The organism is Paenarthrobacter sp. GQ52 (assembly GCF_059759005.1).
Window position 1 is genome coordinate 406,881 of record NZ_JCAXEJ010000002.1, and the last position, 20,095, is coordinate 426,975.

Annotated in this window: 17 protein-coding genes; 5 read left to right on the forward strand and 12 right to left on the reverse strand. The window is 60.1% G+C overall.

Features of this window, described 5'->3' with window-relative positions; translation table 11 throughout:
• Nucleotides 1–6 precede the first annotated feature (6 nt).
• From AC6CH8_RS05360 to AC6CH8_RS05390, 7 genes are all read right to left on the reverse strand, one after another.
• Nucleotides 7–1,089, reverse strand: coding sequence for a tyrosine-type recombinase/integrase (locus AC6CH8_RS05360; RefSeq protein WP_498189179.1), 1,083 nt, complete (start codon nt 1,087–1,089; stop codon nt 7–9).
• A gap of 401 nt (nt 1,090–1,490) precedes the next feature.
• Entirely contained in the window at nt 1,491–2,753 is a 1,263-nt protein-coding gene (locus AC6CH8_RS05365; protein WP_498189184.1) for an IS110 family RNA-guided transposase, read from the reverse strand.
• Between the two features lie 652 nt (nt 2,754–3,405).
• Entirely contained in the window at nt 3,406–4,401 is a 996-nt protein-coding gene (locus tag AC6CH8_RS05370) for a reverse transcriptase family protein (RefSeq protein WP_498189187.1), read from the reverse strand.
• A gap of 127 nt (nt 4,402–4,528) precedes the next feature.
• Complete coding sequence (locus tag AC6CH8_RS05375) at nt 4,529–5,344, reverse strand: hypothetical protein (protein ID WP_498189191.1); 816 nt, start codon at nt 5,342–5,344, stop codon at nt 4,529–4,531.
• A gap of 873 nt (nt 5,345–6,217) precedes the next feature.
• On the reverse strand, nt 6,218–6,760 hold the full coding sequence (locus AC6CH8_RS05380; RefSeq protein ID WP_498189193.1) for an SLATT domain-containing protein: 543 nt from the start codon (nt 6,758–6,760) through the stop codon (nt 6,218–6,220).
• A gap of 157 nt (nt 6,761–6,917) precedes the next feature.
• Nucleotides 6,918–7,367 (reverse strand): type II CBASS E2 protein, encoded by a 450-nt coding sequence (locus AC6CH8_RS05385; protein WP_498189195.1) that lies wholly within the window; start codon nt 7,365–7,367, stop codon nt 6,918–6,920.
• Nucleotides 7,364–8,530, reverse strand: coding sequence for a nucleotidyltransferase domain-containing protein (locus tag AC6CH8_RS05390; RefSeq protein WP_498189197.1), 1,167 nt, complete (start codon nt 8,528–8,530; stop codon nt 7,364–7,366). Before AC6CH8_RS05390 ends, AC6CH8_RS05385 begins: the two co-directional genes overlap by 4 nt.
• Before the next feature lie 1,186 nt (nt 8,531–9,716).
• On the opposite strand from AC6CH8_RS05390, the gene AC6CH8_RS05395 reads away from it, so the two are divergent.
• The gene (locus AC6CH8_RS05395; RefSeq protein ID WP_498189199.1) at nt 9,717–10,748 is read left to right on the forward strand and encodes a DUF4192 domain-containing protein; all 1,032 of its coding nucleotides are present in this window, start codon (nt 9,717–9,719) and stop codon (nt 10,746–10,748) included.
• A gap of 555 nt (nt 10,749–11,303) precedes the next feature.
• On the opposite strand, the gene AC6CH8_RS05400 is transcribed toward AC6CH8_RS05395, so the two are convergent.
• From AC6CH8_RS05400 to AC6CH8_RS05420, 5 genes are all read right to left on the reverse strand, one after another.
• Nucleotides 11,304–12,626: an NtaA/DmoA family FMN-dependent monooxygenase gene (locus AC6CH8_RS05400; RefSeq protein WP_498189200.1), complete on the reverse strand. Its 1,323-nt coding sequence runs from the start codon at nt 12,624–12,626 to the stop codon at nt 11,304–11,306.
• A 63-nt stretch (nt 12,627–12,689) separates the two neighbouring features.
• Nucleotides 12,690–13,217 carry a flavin reductase family protein gene (locus AC6CH8_RS05405; protein WP_498189202.1) on the reverse strand — a complete coding sequence of 176 codons (528 nt, stop codon included), beginning with the start codon at nt 13,215–13,217 and terminating at the stop codon, nt 12,690–12,692.
• Between the two features lie 94 nt (nt 13,218–13,311).
• Nucleotides 13,312–13,701, reverse strand: coding sequence for a MerR family transcriptional regulator (locus AC6CH8_RS05410; RefSeq protein WP_498189204.1), 390 nt, complete (start codon nt 13,699–13,701; stop codon nt 13,312–13,314).
• Between the two features lie 161 nt (nt 13,702–13,862).
• Nucleotides 13,863–14,849, reverse strand: coding sequence for an LLM class flavin-dependent oxidoreductase (locus AC6CH8_RS05415; RefSeq protein ID WP_498189206.1), 987 nt, complete (start codon nt 14,847–14,849; stop codon nt 13,863–13,865).
• A gap of 49 nt (nt 14,850–14,898) precedes the next feature.
• Complete coding sequence (locus tag AC6CH8_RS05420) at nt 14,899–15,540, reverse strand: TetR/AcrR family transcriptional regulator (RefSeq protein ID WP_498189207.1); 642 nt, start codon at nt 15,538–15,540, stop codon at nt 14,899–14,901.
• A gap of 168 nt (nt 15,541–15,708) precedes the next feature.
• Here AC6CH8_RS05420 and AC6CH8_RS05425 point away from each other — a divergent pair, with 168 nt between their 5' ends.
• The 4 genes from AC6CH8_RS05425 to AC6CH8_RS05440 all read left to right on the forward strand — a co-directional run bounded on the left by AC6CH8_RS05425 (nt 15,709) and on the right by AC6CH8_RS05440 (nt 19,843).
• Nucleotides 15,709–17,211, forward strand: coding sequence for a DHA2 family efflux MFS transporter permease subunit (locus AC6CH8_RS05425; RefSeq protein WP_498189208.1), 1,503 nt, complete (start codon nt 15,709–15,711; stop codon nt 17,209–17,211).
• Between the two features lie 97 nt (nt 17,212–17,308).
• The gene (locus AC6CH8_RS05430) at nt 17,309–18,073 is read left to right on the forward strand and encodes an SDR family NAD(P)-dependent oxidoreductase (protein WP_498189210.1); all 765 of its coding nucleotides are present in this window, start codon (nt 17,309–17,311) and stop codon (nt 18,071–18,073) included.
• Between the two features lie 14 nt (nt 18,074–18,087).
• A complete protein-coding gene (locus AC6CH8_RS05435) occupies nt 18,088–18,381 on the forward strand; it encodes a Dabb family protein (RefSeq protein ID WP_498189212.1) in 294 nt (97 codons plus the stop codon).
• Nucleotides 18,382–18,520: 139 nt separating this feature from the next.
• On the forward strand, nt 18,521–19,843 hold the full coding sequence (locus AC6CH8_RS05440; RefSeq protein ID WP_498189214.1) for an NtaA/DmoA family FMN-dependent monooxygenase: 1,323 nt from the start codon (nt 18,521–18,523) through the stop codon (nt 19,841–19,843).
• The last annotated feature ends 252 nt before the right edge of the window (nt 19,844–20,095 follow it).

Consider the following 20,095-nt stretch of genomic DNA (forward strand, 5'->3'; position numbering starts at 1 on the left):
ACAGCATCACCGCATGAACGCAGACACCGAACGCTCCGTAGCATCTGCCCCAGTCTGAAGAGCCTCCGGCATCAGGCGCCCATCAACGCCCTCCGTGGTCCGCGTTGACGCATGTCCCAACCGGCGCGAGATCGTGAAGATGGGGACACCGTCCTGAATCAACCACGACGCATGCGTGTGCCGTAGATCGTGAATTCGTGGATTCTTGCGCAGGCCCCGTTCCTGGGCTGCTTTGACCGCTGGCATCCAGTAGTGGTGCCAGAACAACTTGTGCACGATCCGCTCCCCTTTGGGAGTGGTAAAAAGCAGGTCGCTGCTCTGGCGACCAGCCACCAGGGGGATCAGCAAATCAACAAGCGCCGGATTCAGCCCGATAGTCCTCTTACCAGCGCCGGTCTTCGTCGGCCCAATATAGAACTGGTTCTTCCCATCCCGCTTCCACGCTTTGTTGATCCGAGCTGTCGCCGGCTTACCCAACAAGTCGATGTCGGCAACGGTAAGCGCCGTCGCCTCGCCAAAACGCGTACCGGTCATCACCAGGAAGTTCGTAAAGTCTCGGTACCGCTCCCCCATGCCATCCATAATCAATCCGAACTCGGCATGGGTGAGGAACATCATTTCGTCCTCGGCCTTCTCAACGCTGGGCAACTGCACGCCGCGGCAGGGGTTGCGTGTGATGTACCCCAACATCTCCGCAGTGTTCATCGAAGCAGAGATCAGCCCGTGGACGTTCTTGATCGTCTTGGGTGAGCGCCCCTTGGCCATCATCGACTTCACCCAGTAGGCGATCATCCGATAATCCAGCTTGTCGACTGGCACGTGGCCAATGACCTTCTTCACATGGAGATCAAGCATCGTCTGATACGTCTTGACGGTCCCGCTCGACGGCCGGATCAGGAGGTCGATGTGCTCCTGAATGACTTCCCCAACCGTGGGTATCTTCGCCCTGTTGTCCAGCAGTGCCTGCTGGGCGATCTCAAAGGATTGACCGTTCGCATCGAGCAACCGCTTGAGCGTTTCCGCCTCATGAGCGGAGTCGACAGTAATGCCCTGCTGCTTCCGGATCTTGGGGTCGCGCCAGACCACCATGAAGGACGAAGAGCCGTCCTTTTTGACGCGTTTCCGGATACTAGCCACATAAAAATGCTAGTTCCGTGTCAACAGATTTGGGGGTTTTGTCAACAGTCAGGGGCCATATAGGCCCCTGACCTGCGACATTGCCGTGCCCGAGGTGGGACTCGAACGGGATTCCAGGCCTTGGTAGCACTGGGAAGTGGCGGAAACATGCGGAATCCGAGGCAATTCGGCGGCTGTACGAGGCAGTCCGAGGCGGGCAGTGTGGACATTGATGCTCCTATTGTTGTCAATGGTCGCTGGGCCAGGGGCCGTGTAGGTTACCGTGGCCTCCGCTCCGGCCTCAAGGGTCGCTGCCGCGATCGCTGCGCGACGGCCTGGGGCCGCCCTTGACCCCGGGGCTTCGGTGTCCACGGTCAGGTTGGAAGCGCCCGGTCCACCGGTGGATATGGCGTCTGCGCATATGTGGTGGATTGGTTGTTGAGCCAGGTCTCGTAGCGGTGGTGGACGTCGCTGTCGTGGGAAAGTCCTCGTTCCAGACGGGACAGTGTGGTGGGCCAGACGCTCAGGGCATCGGCTGCTTCTTGGAGGGTCAACCCTTTGGTTGCGCGTGCTTTCCGGAGGGTGGCGGCGTCGGGAGCGGGACTCGGGTGTTGGAGCTGGGTATAGATTTCGCGGGCGACGTAGCGTTTGAGGCAGCGCATGATTTCTTTGGTTCCTTTGCCTTCCTGGCGTCGCCTGGCCACGTAGGCCCGGGTTCGGTTGTCGTAGCGCATTCGGACGAGCACTACGCGGTGGATGGCTTTGTTGGCCTGTCGGTCACCGGCGCGGCTTAGTCGGTGCCGGGTCGTTTTGCCTGAGGATGCGGGGATCGGGGCGACGCCGACCAGGGCGGCGAACTTTGCCTCCGTGGTGACGCGTTCGGGGTTGTCTCCTACGGTGACGAGGAGCTGGCTGGCGACCTCGGTGCCGACGCCCTGAATGTGGCGCAGCATTGGTGCGTGGAGGGTGAGGACGGTGTCGAGTTCGGCGTCGATCAGTGCGAGCTCCTGGTGCAGGTGCCGGTAGCGGACGGCGAGCCGCTTCAGTACGGTCGCGGTGCTGGTCTGGGGTTCGGATGGGGCGCCGGAGGGTCGTGTCTTTTCTAACGCGGCCATCAACGCCGGGCTCGTCATGGACCGGTATCTGGCGCGGAGGGTCTCCGGTGCGGTTGTCAGGATCGTTTTCACCTGGGCCATCACCGCGACGCGGGCCCGCATTGCGGTTGCGCGCTCGGCCCGCAGCACCCGCAGGGATTCCACTGCACCGTCCCGTGATTTCGGGGTGACGCCTGCCCTGCCGGAGAGCACCGATTCGGCGGCTTGATAGGCATCGAGTGGATCGGATTTTCCCCGAAGCCGGCGTGCCTGCCGGTTCGGGCGCATCACTTCCACCACGCGGATGCCCTTTCGGGTGAGCACGCGTGAGAGTTCGGCGCCGTAGCTGCCGGTTCCTTCCACACCGGCGGCGAGAACGGAACCGAAGCCGGTGATGAAGTCGATGATTCCCTGATAGCCGGCTCCCGCTGCCGGGAATTCCTTGTCCGCCAGATGTTGGCCGGTCTCGGTGATGACTCCGACGTGGTGGGTATCGGCGTGGGTGTCGATCCCGGCGATGACTTTCAGATATTCCTTTGTCATGATGAAACTGCCCTGACCTTTGGAAGCGATGGGAAAAGGGCACGCCGGCCGGGTGGGCAGACAAGACAGTAATGGGACTCTTCGGAACAAGCTCCTATGAGGTCATGTCCACTTGGCCGTCGCGTTTACTGCGGCCGTGTTGTGGTGGACAGATCATTGTCAAGACAACCCTCACGCGGGCGTCAGCCACACTTCGAGCCACACCGCAACACACCCAATTCCATCATTACTGTCCACACTTCCTTTTTGCCGTTGAGACCACGGCCGAGGCCATGGTCGGGCAGGAGAGTTCAAATGAGAACCCGAGGTCCCCCGCAAGCACCGAAGCACGAAGTACCGTCATCAATTCACCTCCTTTCATATCCTTCATGGCATATGCGTCCCGGAAGCACATGACAGCAACCAACTAACCTGAGCGCCGCATCGAGGTTCATCCAGCCCGCATCAGCCAACTTCCTGTTCGGCAGACAGAGAGAGAACTAACGGGACTGCTGCACGGATAGGTGACAGTGGTTAGTCACGCGGCCTGTGTGACCTGCGTGTTCATGATGGTCTCGTATTCGGTGGGGGTCAAAGGGCCGAGCGTGGCTTGGCGTCTTCGGCGGTGGTAGGTGCGTTCGACACGACTACGTTAAGGTCTGTTTGTCACTGGTCAGAGGCCAATCTCTTCGAGCATAGATACCTGCCAGCGACCGCCGCCCACCGCACTCGAGTAGGCGGCAAGACGTGAACTCGCGGGCAGTACATGGAGCTTTTCTTCGAACTGGGCAGCGAGATTCGGGTCTACCGACTTTACGTAGGCAATCATCCCCAAAATCCTTGGCAGTGGCCATGCGCCAGGATGCGAGAAATGGGCCATCCCATGCTTGTTCAGGTAGTAAACCTGCTTACGAAGTTCCTTCTTCATGCCGCGAGGAACATGCGGACGCGCGAGTCCGCTGGCTATGTTGAGACCAAGTACTACGCGTCTCGTAGACATGAATCTCGTCTTCTTTTCATTTGGCACCCACCCAAATGCCTCAAGTAGTGCCAAGAGGTCCCCCAGGAATGAATCGTCAACGGATTCCCCGGAGAACACGAGGTCGTCAACCCAGCGCGTGTACCTAACATCACGGCTGTCACAGAGTTGTTCAATTGCTCGATCAGTATCAAGGAATACGAGATTGGATATCACGGGGCTGGTGCGGAACCCGAGTGGCAGTGCATTCGAGCGCATGCAACAACCGACGAAGACGTCAAGGGCCTCCTCGTCGAGAAAGGGACTGAGGGTATGCCGGACCCGTTCCATGCTGATCTGGCCAAAAAAGTCTTTCAAGTCGACCACGAGTGCGGTTTTGGCGCCCACATGCACTTGGGCCGCGGAATAAGTTGACCTGCGCGCAACAAAGCCGAAAACAGACCCCGGAGCCACATAAAAGCCTCGAAGCACCGCGTTCATACGCTTTAAAAGGGAATCGAGCGGACCTACCGAGCGCCACCCATCACGTCCCCTAAATCGCACTGAGCGCACGTGTTCATTGGCCCACTGACTCCACTCCAAAGTGTTGGAAGTTGCCGGGAGGCTGTCGTTCCAGCTCCCGGCGACCTGAAGCTGCCACTTCAGGTTCCTCCATTCCAGTTTGTGTTCCACCGCGTCACGCCAATCCAAGCTGAAGTCTGTAGCGACCCCCCGGTCAGTAGCGACAACACAAAAAGTGAACAATGTACCGATTCGGCAACTTATCTACATCGCGGGGGGTGCGCCAACCATCGTAGCCCATGACGCCTATACGCGCTCACGACAAGACGCCCGTATGCAATCGAACTTGATTTACCGAGGAGAGGCTGGCTCGAATGTTCTCAAAATTGCGAAAGTGCGCGTGCGCTGAGTTCACGTGCCCCAAAGTCGGGCCGCTAGCTTCGAACAATGTTCTTCGGCATTGGCCGCTGCAGCCATCGTCCTCAGCGCAATCGATTTCGTTCTGCCCTACGAGTCTTGAGATCCCTAGGACCATGTAGTCCACTACTGACGACAAGTCGGAGTCACCCTTGCTTAGAATTTCAACCGAGGGAACAGGCCTGTCCCAGCTCTCATCTCGGTCCACACAGTATTGAACGAGTGAAGCGAACCGTGAATTCAAATCGGTGTACTCCTCGAACCTTAAGTTGAGGTCGTAGTCCCGGGAGTAGCGGCGCACCAGGTCGTTCACAAGGGAAGCGTGCAGAACTGCGTAGGCGCGGCTGAGTTTTGCTCCTTCTATTTTTTCCAGCATCTCGACGTAACGATAGTGATATTTGATCCCGACGGCTTGACCCATAAACCGCCACAAAGGGATTGCGGTTGTAAGTTGATCTTCGGCTAAATGCCATCCTGTGGATGATATCCTCAACCGCTCGTCATGGTTTGCGATCGAGCGATCGTTTGCTACCTCTTCACGAAGTAGTCCCAGCTTGGAGAGCAACTCAGTGTGGGACTCCTCCCCTTCGACCACCGCGGCCCCTACGGCGTATATATAGGAGATGGGCCGACTCCCACGGCTCTTCCCCGGGATGGCATACTCCGATTCATCAACATACACAAATACGCGCTCGGCATCAGTTGAAGGGTTCATAAGTTTCCTTAGTATATTGACGAAGTAAACTGGGCCGGCCGAAGCCGGCAACTCCCCCTATTATCCGGTGGCGTTTTGGGGTTTCTTTAACGGCAAGCCCTGACCTGGCCGACGAACTCGCTGTTCCAGTTCGCGCTCTTTGTGGTGGCAGAGCACATGCCACATACAACGGAGGCGCCTGTCACCGCATGGGTGTGGCCCAGAAGGTCCTCCTGTCTTGTAACAGGTAGCGCTCATCATGATCCAAGCACGATGGCCATCTATGAACGACGACAGTTGTTAACGCACCCCGCCGACCTGCTCAGCTTCATCGACAACACCCTCGGCTTCTGGCCACAAGCATGCCTAGTCTGCAGCACCATCGACATAAGACAAAGTTGAAACCACTCTCAGCGTCGACCTCCCCAAGCAACCAGTCCTGCGCTCCACTTCGCATGCACCGGCGCTGCCTACTTGACGTCGGACGAACAAGCCCCTGGCATTCACTTCGTCCTGTGGCTTCGACAGGCGCCGCCGACGAGCGCGTGAACTCGCAGTGCTTCGGCGGACTTTGGCAGGGACCGCAACCTGCACCGAGGCACTCCCCCACCTGGTCGTAAATACGCGACGCCGAGGAGACCTCCCATAGCCCTCGGTCTGTCGTGGCGGCTGACAAGAAGTCACGCACAGCTGCAGCCGTGGTCGCCGCTTGAAACAAGTGCCGGTTATCCGGGTAGCCAGGCAAACCCCGGACCCAGCCAAGGGGTGATGTCCTCACGGCAAGGTCAAGCTCCGGATGGGCACAATGCAGACGAAGGTTCGACCAACGCTATTGACCGGTGCTTGGCCAAAAAGGAATCCCGCCAACGGTTTCGCTTGGTGCAGGTTCTGTGGCTAGCGCCGACAGGCGTTCTTGCGAAGGTTTCGGGGCAGGAACTTGTCGATTTCCTCGTCGGAAAACGTGAGATCTTCCTGCTCTTTCAATGCTCGCTGAGCCAAACGATACGCTTTAGAGGTGGTATCTGGAGCTGTACAATACACTTCCTGCGCCCGGGTACTTAGCCCCTCTCTCCGGACTCTAATCTCCTTGGCACTCAAAGCATGCCCCTTTACATCCGCTAATAAGTGGACATAGCTGTCGCGAATCCTGAGCAGGGACTTGGCAGCTTCCCGATGCTCCACAGCTTCCTGCCTCGGATTGAAGCTGAGTTGATACAGACTGTATCCGGCTGTCAGAGTGGCAAACCCCAAGGCCACATACAGATACGCCCGGTTCTCACTTTGGAGGCTTGTCAGCACTCCGCCGAAAGTTAGGGCGTTGAAGATGATATTAACCCACTGGGAGACAAACGCTTTACGGCTACATTCTTCCCGGGCCTTCTCGTGAGTCTTATGCGTGTAGGCTACTCGCCCAAATTCTTCACGAATCAAGTCCACGTTCGGATCCAGTCTCCTGCCAGAGAAACCTCTACCCACCAAAGTTCACCCAATCCTAAGTAGTACGTTCCCGGGCCGTGCCCGGCGAGCATCTCCGAGTGGGAGCGCAAGCTGGGCCCGGCGGGGTTTAGCAACGCAAATGACACTGTTTGACCGTTCAGGTTTTACGCATGCTGTTAGGCACAGGGTGCAAGAGCTTTGACTGTGCGTCCTGGGATTCGGCACCCGGCCCATCCCCGAGCCATAACCCCGTGCCTTTCCATATCTCGTAGTGCAACAACCATTCCGAAGCCCAAGGCAAGATCGTGTCCACCAAGTGCATCCTTGAGGACCATTGTCCCGGCTTGTTGAGGCACAGCGAACCATCGTCCCATATATGCGGAAGTGCGCCTTGAGCATTTGGTTCCAGTGGCGGGTCTACTAAGTTCACAACAGGGTTATGTCCCACCTTGAGGGAGATCTCGATGATGTATTCACGTGACAGCTCTGAAGGCTTCAGTCGTCCCCTCCAAACCAGGCTGTTAGGACCAAGCCACACCGAGCCGTCGGGGTAAACGCTCCTGAGTCCCAACGCTTGTTGGCCGAGGTTCAAACGGCCGGGGCTCACATCCCGCCTCCGTGGAATATGTGCGGTCGGACTGGTCGTGTAATGGTCGCTGCACCGGCAATTGACAGTGTTCCTGTGCCACTCTCTGCGCGCAGGAATCCCGATTGCCGTGCTTCAACGAGCGGGTTGCTGAGCGCCCGGGCTCCGGCCAATGCTGCATCCTCGCCGAGTACCATCCGCACCCCCTTGAGGACGTTGTCGTTGCCGCTACGAGCAGCGATTGAGTTGACGTCGCGGGAAACCGCTTCTGACCACTCGAACATCGCGGCAGCGCGCCAGGGCTCGTTGGCCCAGCAGTCCGCGAAGTTCTCTTCCGGCATCACGGGATTCGCAACCACGTGCTGTCCGTTGATCATTTGAATGTGTTCGACCAATCTGCGGGAGATGCCTTGCAAGACCTCGAAGAGATTCTCGCCCCTCTGGTAGGCGCGCGCGGCAAGGGTGGTGATGACAATTGACGAAGGCCGCTGTTCCAAGCGCCCGGTGAAGTAGATGTCCCGGTGTCGTTTGAGTACTTGCACAGCTAGTTGCAGCGTTGTCTTGCGTGTCCAGTCCGGAACCGCATCTACGTCGACACCACGTTTCGCCAGAAGTACTTCCTTTAGCATCACCTCTTCACGGGTCACTTGCCTAAACCACGAAGCGTAGCCGCGGGGATCAGAACGTTGCCAAGACCTTACGTCGTGATCTGTGATCAGGATGCCGTCGTCCGACCCTCGCTCTGGCGACGTATCAGGAACTGCGGGAAGGATGTCGATGTGCATGCCGGGGTATTCGAGCGTCCAGCACCGCTCGTTTTCCGCCAGCGAGGCTTTGGGCCGTGACGCCGCAACGAACTTCCGGAGGCCCGCACCGGTGTCTTCCTTCAGATCGGATTGGGTGGTCGAAGCGGCCTGAATTCCGCGCAAGACGACAAGGTCGATGTCGACGTCATCATTGCGGTGGAACTTTCGGGTCATGGTGCCGAGGGCAAATGAACCTTGTACGTACACCCGATTGTTGGCAGGTGAATCGGCCCAGTGCTTGTCCAGGATCTCCCCGACGCTTTCATAACGGGAGGTAACCTGAGCCCTCTCGTTCTCGGTGATGTCCAGCGTGGAAATGCTGGCACCCAGGACCTTTTCGAGGTCTCGGAATCCTGTTTGTTCAAGTGAAATTGTCATACCACTCCTGAGAGATAGGCGTGGCCGCCGACCCTCCTAACGACTCGCCGAGCATTTCTTGAGCAAGTCTTGAGGATGTAGGCTCTTCTCATCCCGGTCGCAAGGGAACGAAAATAGCCTCAGTCGGTAGCCCCTAACCTCAAGGTGGGATTACCCTGAGGCTTTTTCGTGCCGCTAGGACACACTTAGACACTACATGTAGTGCAAGAGCCTCACCGGAACCCCAAGATGATGTATTACAACCATGTCATTCAATCCACCGCTCGTCCACAGGGCAGGCGCCTCAAAATGTCCGTGATTCCGCCGAAGTCAGAGATGAAATCCACACCCTGTGGACTACTTAGCCACATTAAATCTCCAGCGTGTCGCCGGGATATACGGCGCGTCGTGACACGTCGCCGACGACGCCGTGATGTGGCAGTTGTCCTCGCTGGCTAAACCGCCGCGTCCTTTGAAGCGTCCCATCGCTTCTCGGCTCCAGGAAGTTCATTCCGCGAAGCTACCCAGCCTTTTGCGCTAGTCCTGCCCGAGTACCGCCATCGTGAATCCGGGCAATGGCACAGACACCTCGATCCACGGTTGTCGGTGGAGTGTCCGCATGACGTTACCGCCCCAACCACACGCAGTCGCACACCCTAACATCCCACAGACCGCAACAGCCCTGTGACCGCTCGATCGTACAGAACGGACTCCGGCCGGATATTGCAGAGATAGCCCGCTTTCGCCTGTCATGCGTGTGCAAAAGGGTCTGAGCTGTGGTCCATGGACTGGCTGAGGTTTAACTGTCCGTCACGGAGGATGCCGATAGCGGCGCATATGTCGGGACTGGAAGCAGTCCCCCGCCCATCCGGCGCAGCGATCCCGCCAAGCGATGCCACATGCAGAAGACTAGGGCCGCGCAGTCATGACGCTGCACATCGGCCCGCCCATGAATAGCCAGAAGCAACAACGCTGTTTGTCGTTCTGATATCCCGATCATCGCTGGATGGGCCTCCGCGCAACCATGGCGTCACCGCGCCGATTCCGAACGCCTGGAAATTGGCCCAGCGCTCCCACGTCACTTGGCCCCTTCCGAGGACCTGCCCCGGTCACCCTAGTTACGTTCCAGCTCCGTATCAGCGCACAAGTCCCCTATCAGAACGGCGCAAAGGCCAAAGACACAACGCACGCACAAAGGAACAGGACAATGAATGCGCTCACCATCAAAGACCCGGCAGACTTGCTGAGCTTCATCGGGCACACCCTAGGATTCTGGCCCAAAGAAAGCCTGGTCTGCATCACCTTGGACAAGGGCAAAGTCGGCGCCACCCTCCGCATCGACCTCCCCCGACACCCCGGAACAGAACTTCCCTACGCCAGGACAGTCAGCAGCTACCTCACTAGCGACACCAGCGCGACGAGTATCGTCTTCGCCCTCTACACCTCCCAGCACTGCGAACCAGGCCAGCCCAAACCACACGCAGCCACCATCGCCGCCATTACCGGAGTCCTTGCCGAAAACGGCATCACCATCCGCGACGGAATCTTCGTCAGCGACGACACCTACTCCCCCTACGACAGCGAAACCGGACAAGACATCAGCCTGCCCCTCAGCACCACTGAATACAGCCGCGTCAACGCCGAATTCATCTACCGCGGCAGCACCATACAACCCACCAACCAAATCACCCTCCCAGCAGCAACCCATGAAGCAGACAATGCCACCGCCGTCGAAAACTGCATGCACGCCATCCGCGCCCAGGCACCCCATCAAGCGGCGCTACAAGCCAGCCGTCTCTGGACGGGCATGCTCGACAGCAATGACTTCCCCACCGACGAGGACTGCACCCAGCTCATCGCGAACTTCCAGTTCCCGCACCTCCGCGACCGGCTCATGGCCGACATCCCCGGCATCGACGAACCACCCCAACACATCCTCTTCGCCCAAACCGAGGCCTCCCCCAAATGGTCCCGCGTCGAATGGGCACAACAACTCCTCCTCCACGCCTACACCCGAACCAGCCCACAACACGCAGCACCCATCCTCACCACCATCGGCTACATCAACTGGTGGGAAGGACGAGGATCCAAAGCACACCAATACCTCCAACTCGCCCTCGACACAGACCCCGGCTACCGCTTCGCAAGACTCACCGACCAAATGCTCGGAGCCGGCATCATCGCCGGCTGGAACACCAACAAAAACACCGCCTACAAAACCCGGCTCGACATGCCCTAGCTAGAATTCCCGAGGCGGAGACCCTCGTTTTGCAGAGCGGAAGACCGCCAGTCGCTGCACAGCATGACGACCGGCACCGATCCATTCGTCACAGCATGCGTTTGGCCGGGATACCGCCGGCGGACGCGCCCTCCTTCCCGCCTGACGGCGGAAAACGCTCCTGCCCAACGATTGTTTCTCGCCCTAATCTCTACACCTTGAGCGACACGGAACATCCGATAACGGCCTAAACGCACGGGAGTAGCACACGCTGCCAGAACTCCCGTCCCATGACGGATCAGTCGACGACTTTGCTGGATGTGAGTGTTCCTTAGTCAGCGACTGCATTCGCCCTTGGACCAATTACAGCTGTGAGTTTCCTGCATCTAGTGCATGTTTCAGTGCTTTACGGCACGCGCGACTCCCCCCAAAACAGTCCTCGACGGAACCGAAGCGCTCACTGCGACGGTAACTGGCAATTCGTTCCATGTCTTTCTTGCTGCGGTCAGAGCGCCCGGAGATAGGCGGGGGGACCACGCCTAGCCGAGACGCTCGCGCTGCAATGCCGTCCGGGGTTTACTGGAGGCGGCTGTCGATTCCGTATTGGTCCGGCACGCCAAGATGCTCCCGGAGTGTAGTGCCTTCGTAGTCTGTGGGCATGAGGCCGCGTTCCTGCAGGATGGGGACTACTTCGTCGACGAAGGTGTCGATGCCGTCTTCGAAGATGTCGATGGAGATCCAGAAGCCGTCGACTGCTTCTGCGTCGAACCATTCCTGCATGTGGTCTGCGATGACGGTTGCATCGCCGACTGGGGTGGGGTGGTAGTCGATGACTCCGTGGGCGAGGATGTCCCGGATGCTCCAGCCTTCGCGGGCGACCTCGAGGGCCCGGCGGGAGCGGGGGTCAAAGGGGCTGGCTTTCGCTGTAGCCAACTGGTGCTGGGTGAGGGGATGATCCAGCTTGCTTGGGTCTAGGCTCAGTCCGAGCATTGAGCCGAGGTAGGGCACCCGGGCCGGGAAGGTCCGTTCGCCCAGCATGAGGCGGCGGTCCAGTGCCGCCCGTTTGGTGGCTCCGATGGCGGGCATGAGGCCTGCAAAGTACTTGATTTCGTCGGGATTGCGTCCTGCCTGGCGGGCTGCGTTGCGGGCTGCGTCGCGCTGGGCGCCAGCGTCCTCTATGGTGAAGGCGGCGCCGATGACTCCGCTGGCGTAGCGTCCGGCCAGTCCGAGCCCGTATTCGCCTCCTCCTGCGGAGAAGATGACGGGTTGGCCTTGCTCGGATGGGGGGATGGGCAGCGGGCCACGTGAGGAGACGTGTTCTCCGCGGAGGTCGAGCGGCCGGATCTTGGAGGTATCGGCGAAGCTCCCGGTGTCCTTGTTCCGGGTCCAGGCTTCCTTTTCCCAGCTTCCCCATAGTGCCTGGGCTATTTGGATTGTCTCATGGGCCCGCTGGTAGCGCTCCGGGCGCGGTGCGATCTCCTGTCCGAAGTTTGCGGCAGCGGACGGATCGCTGGTGGTCACAGCATTCCAGCCGGCGCGTCCGTGGCTCATTACGTCCAGTGCTTTGAACTGCCGGGCGATGTTGTACGGCTCGTTGAAGGTGGTGGACCCGGTGGCAACCAGCCCGATGCGTTCGGTTCCCCTCGCGATGGCGGCCAGCGTCATCATCGGGTCCAGGGTCATTTGGGGTGCTTCGTGCTCCAGGTTCCCCGTCAGTGCTGGTGTATCGGGCAGGAACAGGAACGCAATTTTGCCACGCTCAGCGGCCTGCGCGTAGCGCACCAGCGCGTCATAGTTGGTGTAGTTGGACGGGTCTACGCCGGGCGCCCGCCATGCGGAGCCTTGGGAGCCGTAGCCGTTGTTGATTTGCATGCCGAGGATCATTGTGCGCTTGGTCATGAGCTTCCGTTCAGGATGAAGGGGAGGGTGTGGAAGAGGAGTTCGAGAGGGTGGGTTGGTGGCTCATGCCGCCAACTGGTGGAGGGCACTGCCGTAAAAGACAAGAGGTGTCTGCTGCGGATCGCGGTGTGTGTCGAGGACGCGAAGAAGTGTCAGGACGTGATCTCCTGCGTCGATCTCGGCGTCCCGGGTCACGGTGAACGAGGCGACCGCGCCCGGAAGAAGTACCCCGCCCTTCACGCTGACTTCATGCTCGACATCGTCAAAGCGATGGGCCGCCGGCCGCGACAGCAGCGGAACGAGATGCTTGTCCTGGTACCCGAGGACGCTAATGCCCCAGTGATTGGCTCGTTGGAGTAGGGGCCATGTAGTGGAGGTACGGGCGAAGCTGACCGAGACCAGCGGTGGGTCCAGCGACACCGAGGTAAAGGAGTTCGCGAGCATTCCCACGGTCCGGCCTTCCACCTCCGCTGCGACAAAGGCGATGCCCGTGGCGAACGCCGATAAGGCATGGCGCATAGCCTTCGGAGTCGGCCCCGATCGATGCGTTGATGGGACCGGTGACAGTGAATCAAGACGAGGTTCAGTCATGTACTAATGGTGCAACCTTGCCATTAGTGTTAATGTCAAATCGAGTGAGGCTGATCGTTATTGACACCTGCTTCGCGTGGCCGCGAGGGTTGGCTTAACTCGCCAGGGACCCTTGGCGGGTTGAGGTGGCGTGGTCCAGGGCATCAATGTAGCGCGTGATTGCGTCGCGGTTCTGGATAAGGAAGTCGATCTTCAGGCTCATGCGGTCACGCTCGCGCATCAGGATATCGCGCAACTCGGGGTCCGGGTCATTGACGAGAATCGTCTGCGGCTTGTTCAGGCACGGCAGGATATCCGCGACGATGCGGGTCGGTATTCCTGAGTCGATCAGCCCGCGGATCTTCCCTACCCTGTCCACGAGGTAGTCGTCATACTCCCGGTAGCCGTTGTCCAGGCGTCGTGGACGTATCAGGCCCTGCTCCTCGTAGTACCGCAGCATCCGGGCGGGGACGCCGGTCTTTTTCGCCAATGCTCCGATCCGCATGTCCTTCTCCTTCTCAGTCCGACTTGAAAATTCACACTGGTATTCTGGCATCCAAAAATTTCATGTGGGCGCCGGTTGAGTTCAAAGACAACTCATGAATGCCGGCACTCGACCGTTTGCGCCTGACTGGGGTTCGGGTTGAGCTAGCCAGTCGCCTTTGCTCATAGCCATGTCTCGGCCAGCAGCTGCAATGATCGGTTTCGCACGGCTGGGTCAAACGCGTAGGTGACGGTGATGAGCTCATCGGCACCGGTGCGCTCCACGAACTCCTGCAGCTGGGCCTTCACCGTGTCAGGAGCGCCCACGGCCTTGACCCGCAGCATGGGGCTGGCCCCGCCGTGTCCGGTGAGGGTAGCTGGGTCCAAAGGGGGCTGGATTTTGCGGCGCCGCCCGGTCTGGGCGTCACCGAACATTTGCTCGATGACAGTGAACTCCCGTTCGGCTTCGGCGTCGGTGTCGGCGACCATGACGTTGATGCCCGCCATCACGTAAGGCTGCTCGATCTGAGCGGCGGGTGAGTCTGCCATGAAGGCTTCCCTGTATACGTGGATGGCCTGATCGATCTGGTCGGGAGCGAAGTGTGAGGCCAGGGCGAATGGCAGGCCCAGCTGGCCGGCGATGGAGGCGCCGCTGACGGTGGATCCGAGCACCCATATGGGAACCTGGGTCCCAGCGGACGCCGCAGAGACGATGGGCATGCTGTGTGCGGTGCCGGTGTCACTAAACCAGCCCTGCAGGTCATAGATGCTTTGGGCGAATGCCTGCGGCTCGGCCGAGGACCGGTTCAGCGCCTGGGCGGTCATCGCGTCCGTGCCAGGTGCCCGGCCCAGTCCCAGATCGATCCGGTTCCCATGCATATTGGCCAAGGTCCCGTACTGCTCGGCCACCATCAGCGGGGCGTGGTTGGGCAGCATCACCCCGCCGGAACCCACCCGGATCCGTTCGGTGACAGAGGCCGCTTGCGAGATCAGCAGCGCGGTCGCGCTGGAGGCCAGATTCGGAGTGTTGTGGTGTTCAGCGAACCAAAGCCGGTGATACCCCAGCCGATCCACTTCGCGGGCCGCTGCCATGGAGGCCGCGATTGCTTCCCGGGCGGTGGAAGTTTCGGAGATGGAGACAAGGTCGAGAACGCTCAAGGGTACCGTCAAGATGGAATTTCCTATCGATCAAGGAACTGGTGAAAACGGACGCCGGCAGTTAGCGGCGGGGCCCTTGCGGTTCAGTTGATGCGGCTCGGTGTCCGGAATCCGTCCTGATGGATGTAGCCCATCCGTTCTTGGTGAGGGAAATCAGGGCCTGTGTTGAAAATTCATCGGCCATGGCGGCGTCGTGTACCCAACTGGTGGCCAATGCGGCGAGGAAGAGGTCACGCCCGCGTACTTCGCGGCGTGCGCTGCCCTCTTGCTGGGCGGCCAGCAAAAACTCATCGGTCGTGGTGATGTATCCCTGACAGGTTATTCCCAGCGGGGAAGACTCGGTGGTGGTCGCTGCGCGGAGCGGTTCGGGCAACCCGTCGAAGGCGCCAGCCCAATCGATCAGAGCCTTAATCCATTGTTCAAGACCGCTGGCAGCGTCTGTCACTCCCGCCCGGATAGCATCCCGCCTGGACACAAGTTCCTCGTCGCGCGCGGTGAGCAGGGCAGCGAGCAGAGTCTCCCGGTTGGGGAAGTGACGGTAGAGGGTTCCCGCGCCTACCCCTGCCTTTTTGGCAATTGCGTCGAGCGACCCTGAGACGCCGTGCTCGGAGAAATACTGAGCGGCGATGTCAAGGATGTGATCCCTGTTGCGCTGGGCGTCAGCCCGCGGGCTCCGGCCTTTACCTGCAGTGGTTGTGGACATGATTCACCTTTACCTTGACAAAACGGAGATACTCTCCGTATGGTTTCTTCATAAGAGGAGACTATCTCCTTTTAGGCTCCGTGTCATGTGCCCAGTGTTTTGACGCGTCGATCCGTCCCACAAGCTTCCGCTTCGCGGCCCCACGATTTATAAGACCAGGAGACCTTCATGCCGGCCCCTAACCCGACCGAATCCCGATTGGATATCGCCCCCACTCAGAACAGGGACGACACTAAGACCACACGTCCACGTGATCGCATGGCGCCAGGCAGTGCCCTCATCATCGGACTATTAATGGGCTCAACCTTCTTGGTCCTTCTGAACGAAATGATGCTTGGTGTTGCGCTGCCCACCCTGATCACCGATCTAGGGATCACGCCCTCGACGGGCCAGTGGTTAACGACGGGCTATCTGCTGACTCTGGCAGTCCTGATCCCCGCCACCGGGTACGTGATGCGCCGCTTCCACATGCGGACAATCTTCATCACCTCACTGGCAGTGTTCATCATCGGCACGGCAGTCGCGGCCATAGCCCCCGGCTTCGGTGTCCTCCTCACCGGCCGCATCATCCAGGCGGCAGGAACCGCCGTATTTGTGCCGTTGCTGATGACCACCGCGATGCGTCTGGTTCCCGAATCCCGCCGCGGCAGCGTCATGGCACTCGTTACTGCTGTGCCGGCACTCGCGCCCGCGCTCGGCCCGGGAATCTCCGGACTGGTCCTTTCATTCTTCCCGTGGCGGTGGCTGTTCATCCTCGTCCTCCCCCTCGCCGCGATCGCGCTCGTGCTGGGAGCCATCAAACTCAAGAACATCACGACCCCCGAACGCGCCACTCTCGACGTATCCTCCCTTGTCCTGTCCGCGATCGGGTTCGGCGCTCTGATCTTTGGCCTGTCCTCGATCGGTGAGTCTGCCTCCGGCCACGCCCTCGTCCCACCGATCTTCCCCATCGTGGTCGGCGTCCTGGGCATTGCAGCGTTCGCCTTCCGCCAGAGGGCTCTCCGCCGTCGGAACCAGGACCCGTTCCTCGACATGCGCATCTTCCGCACCAAGTCGTTCGTCGTGCCGCTGCTAGTCATGGTGTTCATCGGACTGAACGCCTTCGGCATCGGCCTGGTCCTCCCCCTCGTCCTCACCGGGGCACTGGGACTCGACACCTTGGCGATCGGGCTCTTCCTCGTCCCCGGCGGCGCTGTGATCGCGCTCGTCTCCGCAGCGGGCGGCAAAATATACGACCGCGTCGGCGCGCGACCCCTCGTCATCCCAGGCGGCATCATCTGGGCCGCGAGCATCTGGTTCCTCAGCACGCTGAACGAAGCGCACAGTGTCTGGCTGTTCCTCGCGACCTACCTCGTCGTTTCTGCATCACAGGCGATGATGTGGGCCCCGATAACCACTCTGGCCCTGGCCTCCCTACGCACGGAGCTTTACCCCTACGGGAGCGCAGCATTCACCACCGCTCAGCAGCTCGCCGGCGCCGCCGGCGGCGCAGTCCTCGTCTCGGCGTACACGATCGGCGCGGGCGCGGTACAAACCGGCGGCTTCTCCGTAGCCCAGACCGTTGACGCAGGACAGGCAGCACTCACCACGGCCTTTTTCGTTGCCATCGCCGCCGTGATCGGCACCTTGTTCATCGGAAAGCGAGGCAAGACCACCCCAGTCATCGAGTAGCATTTCGCGCCCCTGCCCGACGAGAACGTCGGCTGAAAAGAAAAACACAACCCGCACCCACCAAGCAGGAGAGGTGCACTTCACGAAGGAGAACGTCATGGGACGTCTGGATAACAAGGTAGCGATCATCACCGGAGCAGCTGGCGGACAAGGAAAAGTCGAAGCGAAGCTCTTCGCCCAGGAAGGGGCGAAGGTCATCGCCACAGACCTCAACGACACCCTACTCGCCGAGACCGTCGCCGAGATCAACGAAGAGCTGGGCACCGATGCCGTCATCGGCGCCAAGCACAACATCGCCACCGAAAGCGACTGGGTCGACGTTGTCGCCAAAGCCGTCAAGGCGTTCGGCAAGATCGACATCCTGATCAACAACGCCGCGATGCCTGGCAAGACCCGCGAGGACGTCTGGGACATCGACGCCGAGGAAACCAACCGGATCCTCAACGTCAACATCACCGGAACCCTGCTCGGAATCAAAGCTGTCATGCCACAGATGAAGAAGAACGGCACCGGTTCAATCGTCAACATCTCCTCCGCAGCCGGCCTCGTCGGCGGCATCAGCGGCGGCTCCGTCGCGTACTCCTCCACCAAGGGCGCCCTGCGCGCGATCACCAAGGAAGTCGCGCTGGACGTCGCCAAGGACGGAATCCGGGTGAACACTGTCTACCCGGGACTGATCCGCACGCCCATCATGGAAGCGTTCTCGAAGGAAACCACCGACGCGGTCCTCGCCAAAATCCCCATGGGGTTCGCCGCCGACCCGATCGACATCGCCTACGGCGTGCTCTTCCTCGCCGCGGACGAATCACGGTTCGTGACCGGCACCGACATCATCATCGACGGCGGATACACCGCCCAGTAAAGGAAACAACCACCATGATCCGACACATCGTTCTATTCCGCGTCATCGAAGGCACACCAACCCAGCGAGTGCAGGAAGCCATCGACCGCCTCGAAGCACTCGTCGGCGTCATCCCCGGCCTGCTCTCACTAAAGGCAGGCATCGACATCGGCATCGAAGGCAACTACAACTTCGGCCTCGTCGCCGAACTCGAAGACCGCGCCGCCCTCGACGCGTTCTCGACAGACCCCACCCATATGGAGGTCGCCATGTACATCCTCGAGTTCCGCAAAAACACCGACATCGCCATCCTCGACCTCGAAATCTAAGACACGATGCCGGGGCTTCCGAACCAGCGGCTCGGAAGCCCCACCGCCTTATCAGAACGAATTGAAACGGAGATACTTTCCGTACAACGCGGCGTCGGCAGCACGAGCAGCCCGGATCTGCGCACGGAAGAAGGACATCATGGCCAGACAAATGATTATCGGCATGCATCTAGGCAACGGGTATGGCAACTTGCCGGGTGCCTGGCGCGCCCCGGGGGTGGACCCCATGAGCTATACGAGCTTCGACACGAAGGTTCGGCATGCCCAAGTGGCCGAACGCGGAAAGCTCCAGTTCCTGTTCCTGCCGGACGGTCCCAGTCACGTCGGTGACATTGAGAATGAGCCGCCTTACTTCAATCTTGACGTCATGGTTACGTTGGCAATCCTTGCCCGCGAAACGAGCCGGATTGGCCTCGTTGCCACCGGCTCGACCACCTTTAACGAACCGTTTAACATCGCGCGACAGTTCAAGGCGCTGGATGTCCTGAGCCATGGGCGGACCGGCTGGAACGCCGTCACATCGAGCGGCGAGGACGTCGCGGCCAATTATGGCCAACGACTGCCGTCCAGCCCCGAACGCTACGGGAGGGCGCATGAGACAGTCCAGCTGGTACAGGCCCTGTGGGGCAGTTGGGGAAAGGCTGCATGGGTGCACGATCAAGCAACGGGCCGCTTCGCGAACGCTGAGCAGGTCGCTCCCATCAATATGGGCGGCAATTTCGTCGCCTCCCGGGGGCCGCTGTACATTCCTCCCTCCGAGCAGGGGCAACCCGTAATCTTCCACGCAGGAGGCAGCCCGAACGCCCTCGAACTCGCCGGCCGCTACGCCAGTGGCGTCATCGGCGCGGCATTCACAATCGACGACGCGCGTGCGCAGCGCGCCGCGTTTCGTGAAGCGGCCGAACGCGCCGGGCGCGACCCGGACGAGCTCAAGTTCTTTGCCGGCCTGATGACGACGATCGCGGGCGACAGACGGGAAGGTCTCGATCGCCGAATCGCGTTGAGCGGACGAACTTTTCCTCAGCGCGCGTCGTATCTTGGACAAATGCTCGGCTTGCGCCTCGATCCTGCACTGCTCGACGAGCCACTCTCGTCGGAGCAGTTGTCCAAGGCGCGGCCATCACCGGGCGACCCGCGCTCGGTCCATGCACTCAAGATCGCGCGTGAAGGCTGGACGGTCCGCGACGTGCTCGCGCACGGTGTGATCGATTACCACCCCGTCATTGTCGGACCGGCCGCTGAAGCCGCTGACCACATGCAGGAATGGTTTGAGGCAGACGCTGTCGATGGCTTCTGGGTGTCACCGGACATCTACGAGGATGGAATTGACGGCTTCGTCGATGGTGTTGTGCCGATCCTCCAGGATCGCGGGCTGTTCCACCGGGAATATGACGGCGCTACCCTGCGCGACCATCTGGGCGCTCCGGCCCAATATGGAGCCGATCCCCGCGTCATGCGATGAGTTACATCAAACATCACCTGGAAGGAAATCGACCTGAAAATAGACACTATCGGCGCCCCGGGAAATATCGGCGCTAGATCGTCCACTTTGGGGCACACCCCTACCTGACGTCAGGTGGGGGTGTCCAAGGCTCAGCGTAAGGCCCGATTCTCCGGTTCTGACCATGACAAAGAGTAGGTCTCGGATTCAACCCTGACTCTACCGACGTATCCCTCAACTGGCCGCCGAACATATGGGCCCTTATCGGCGCTT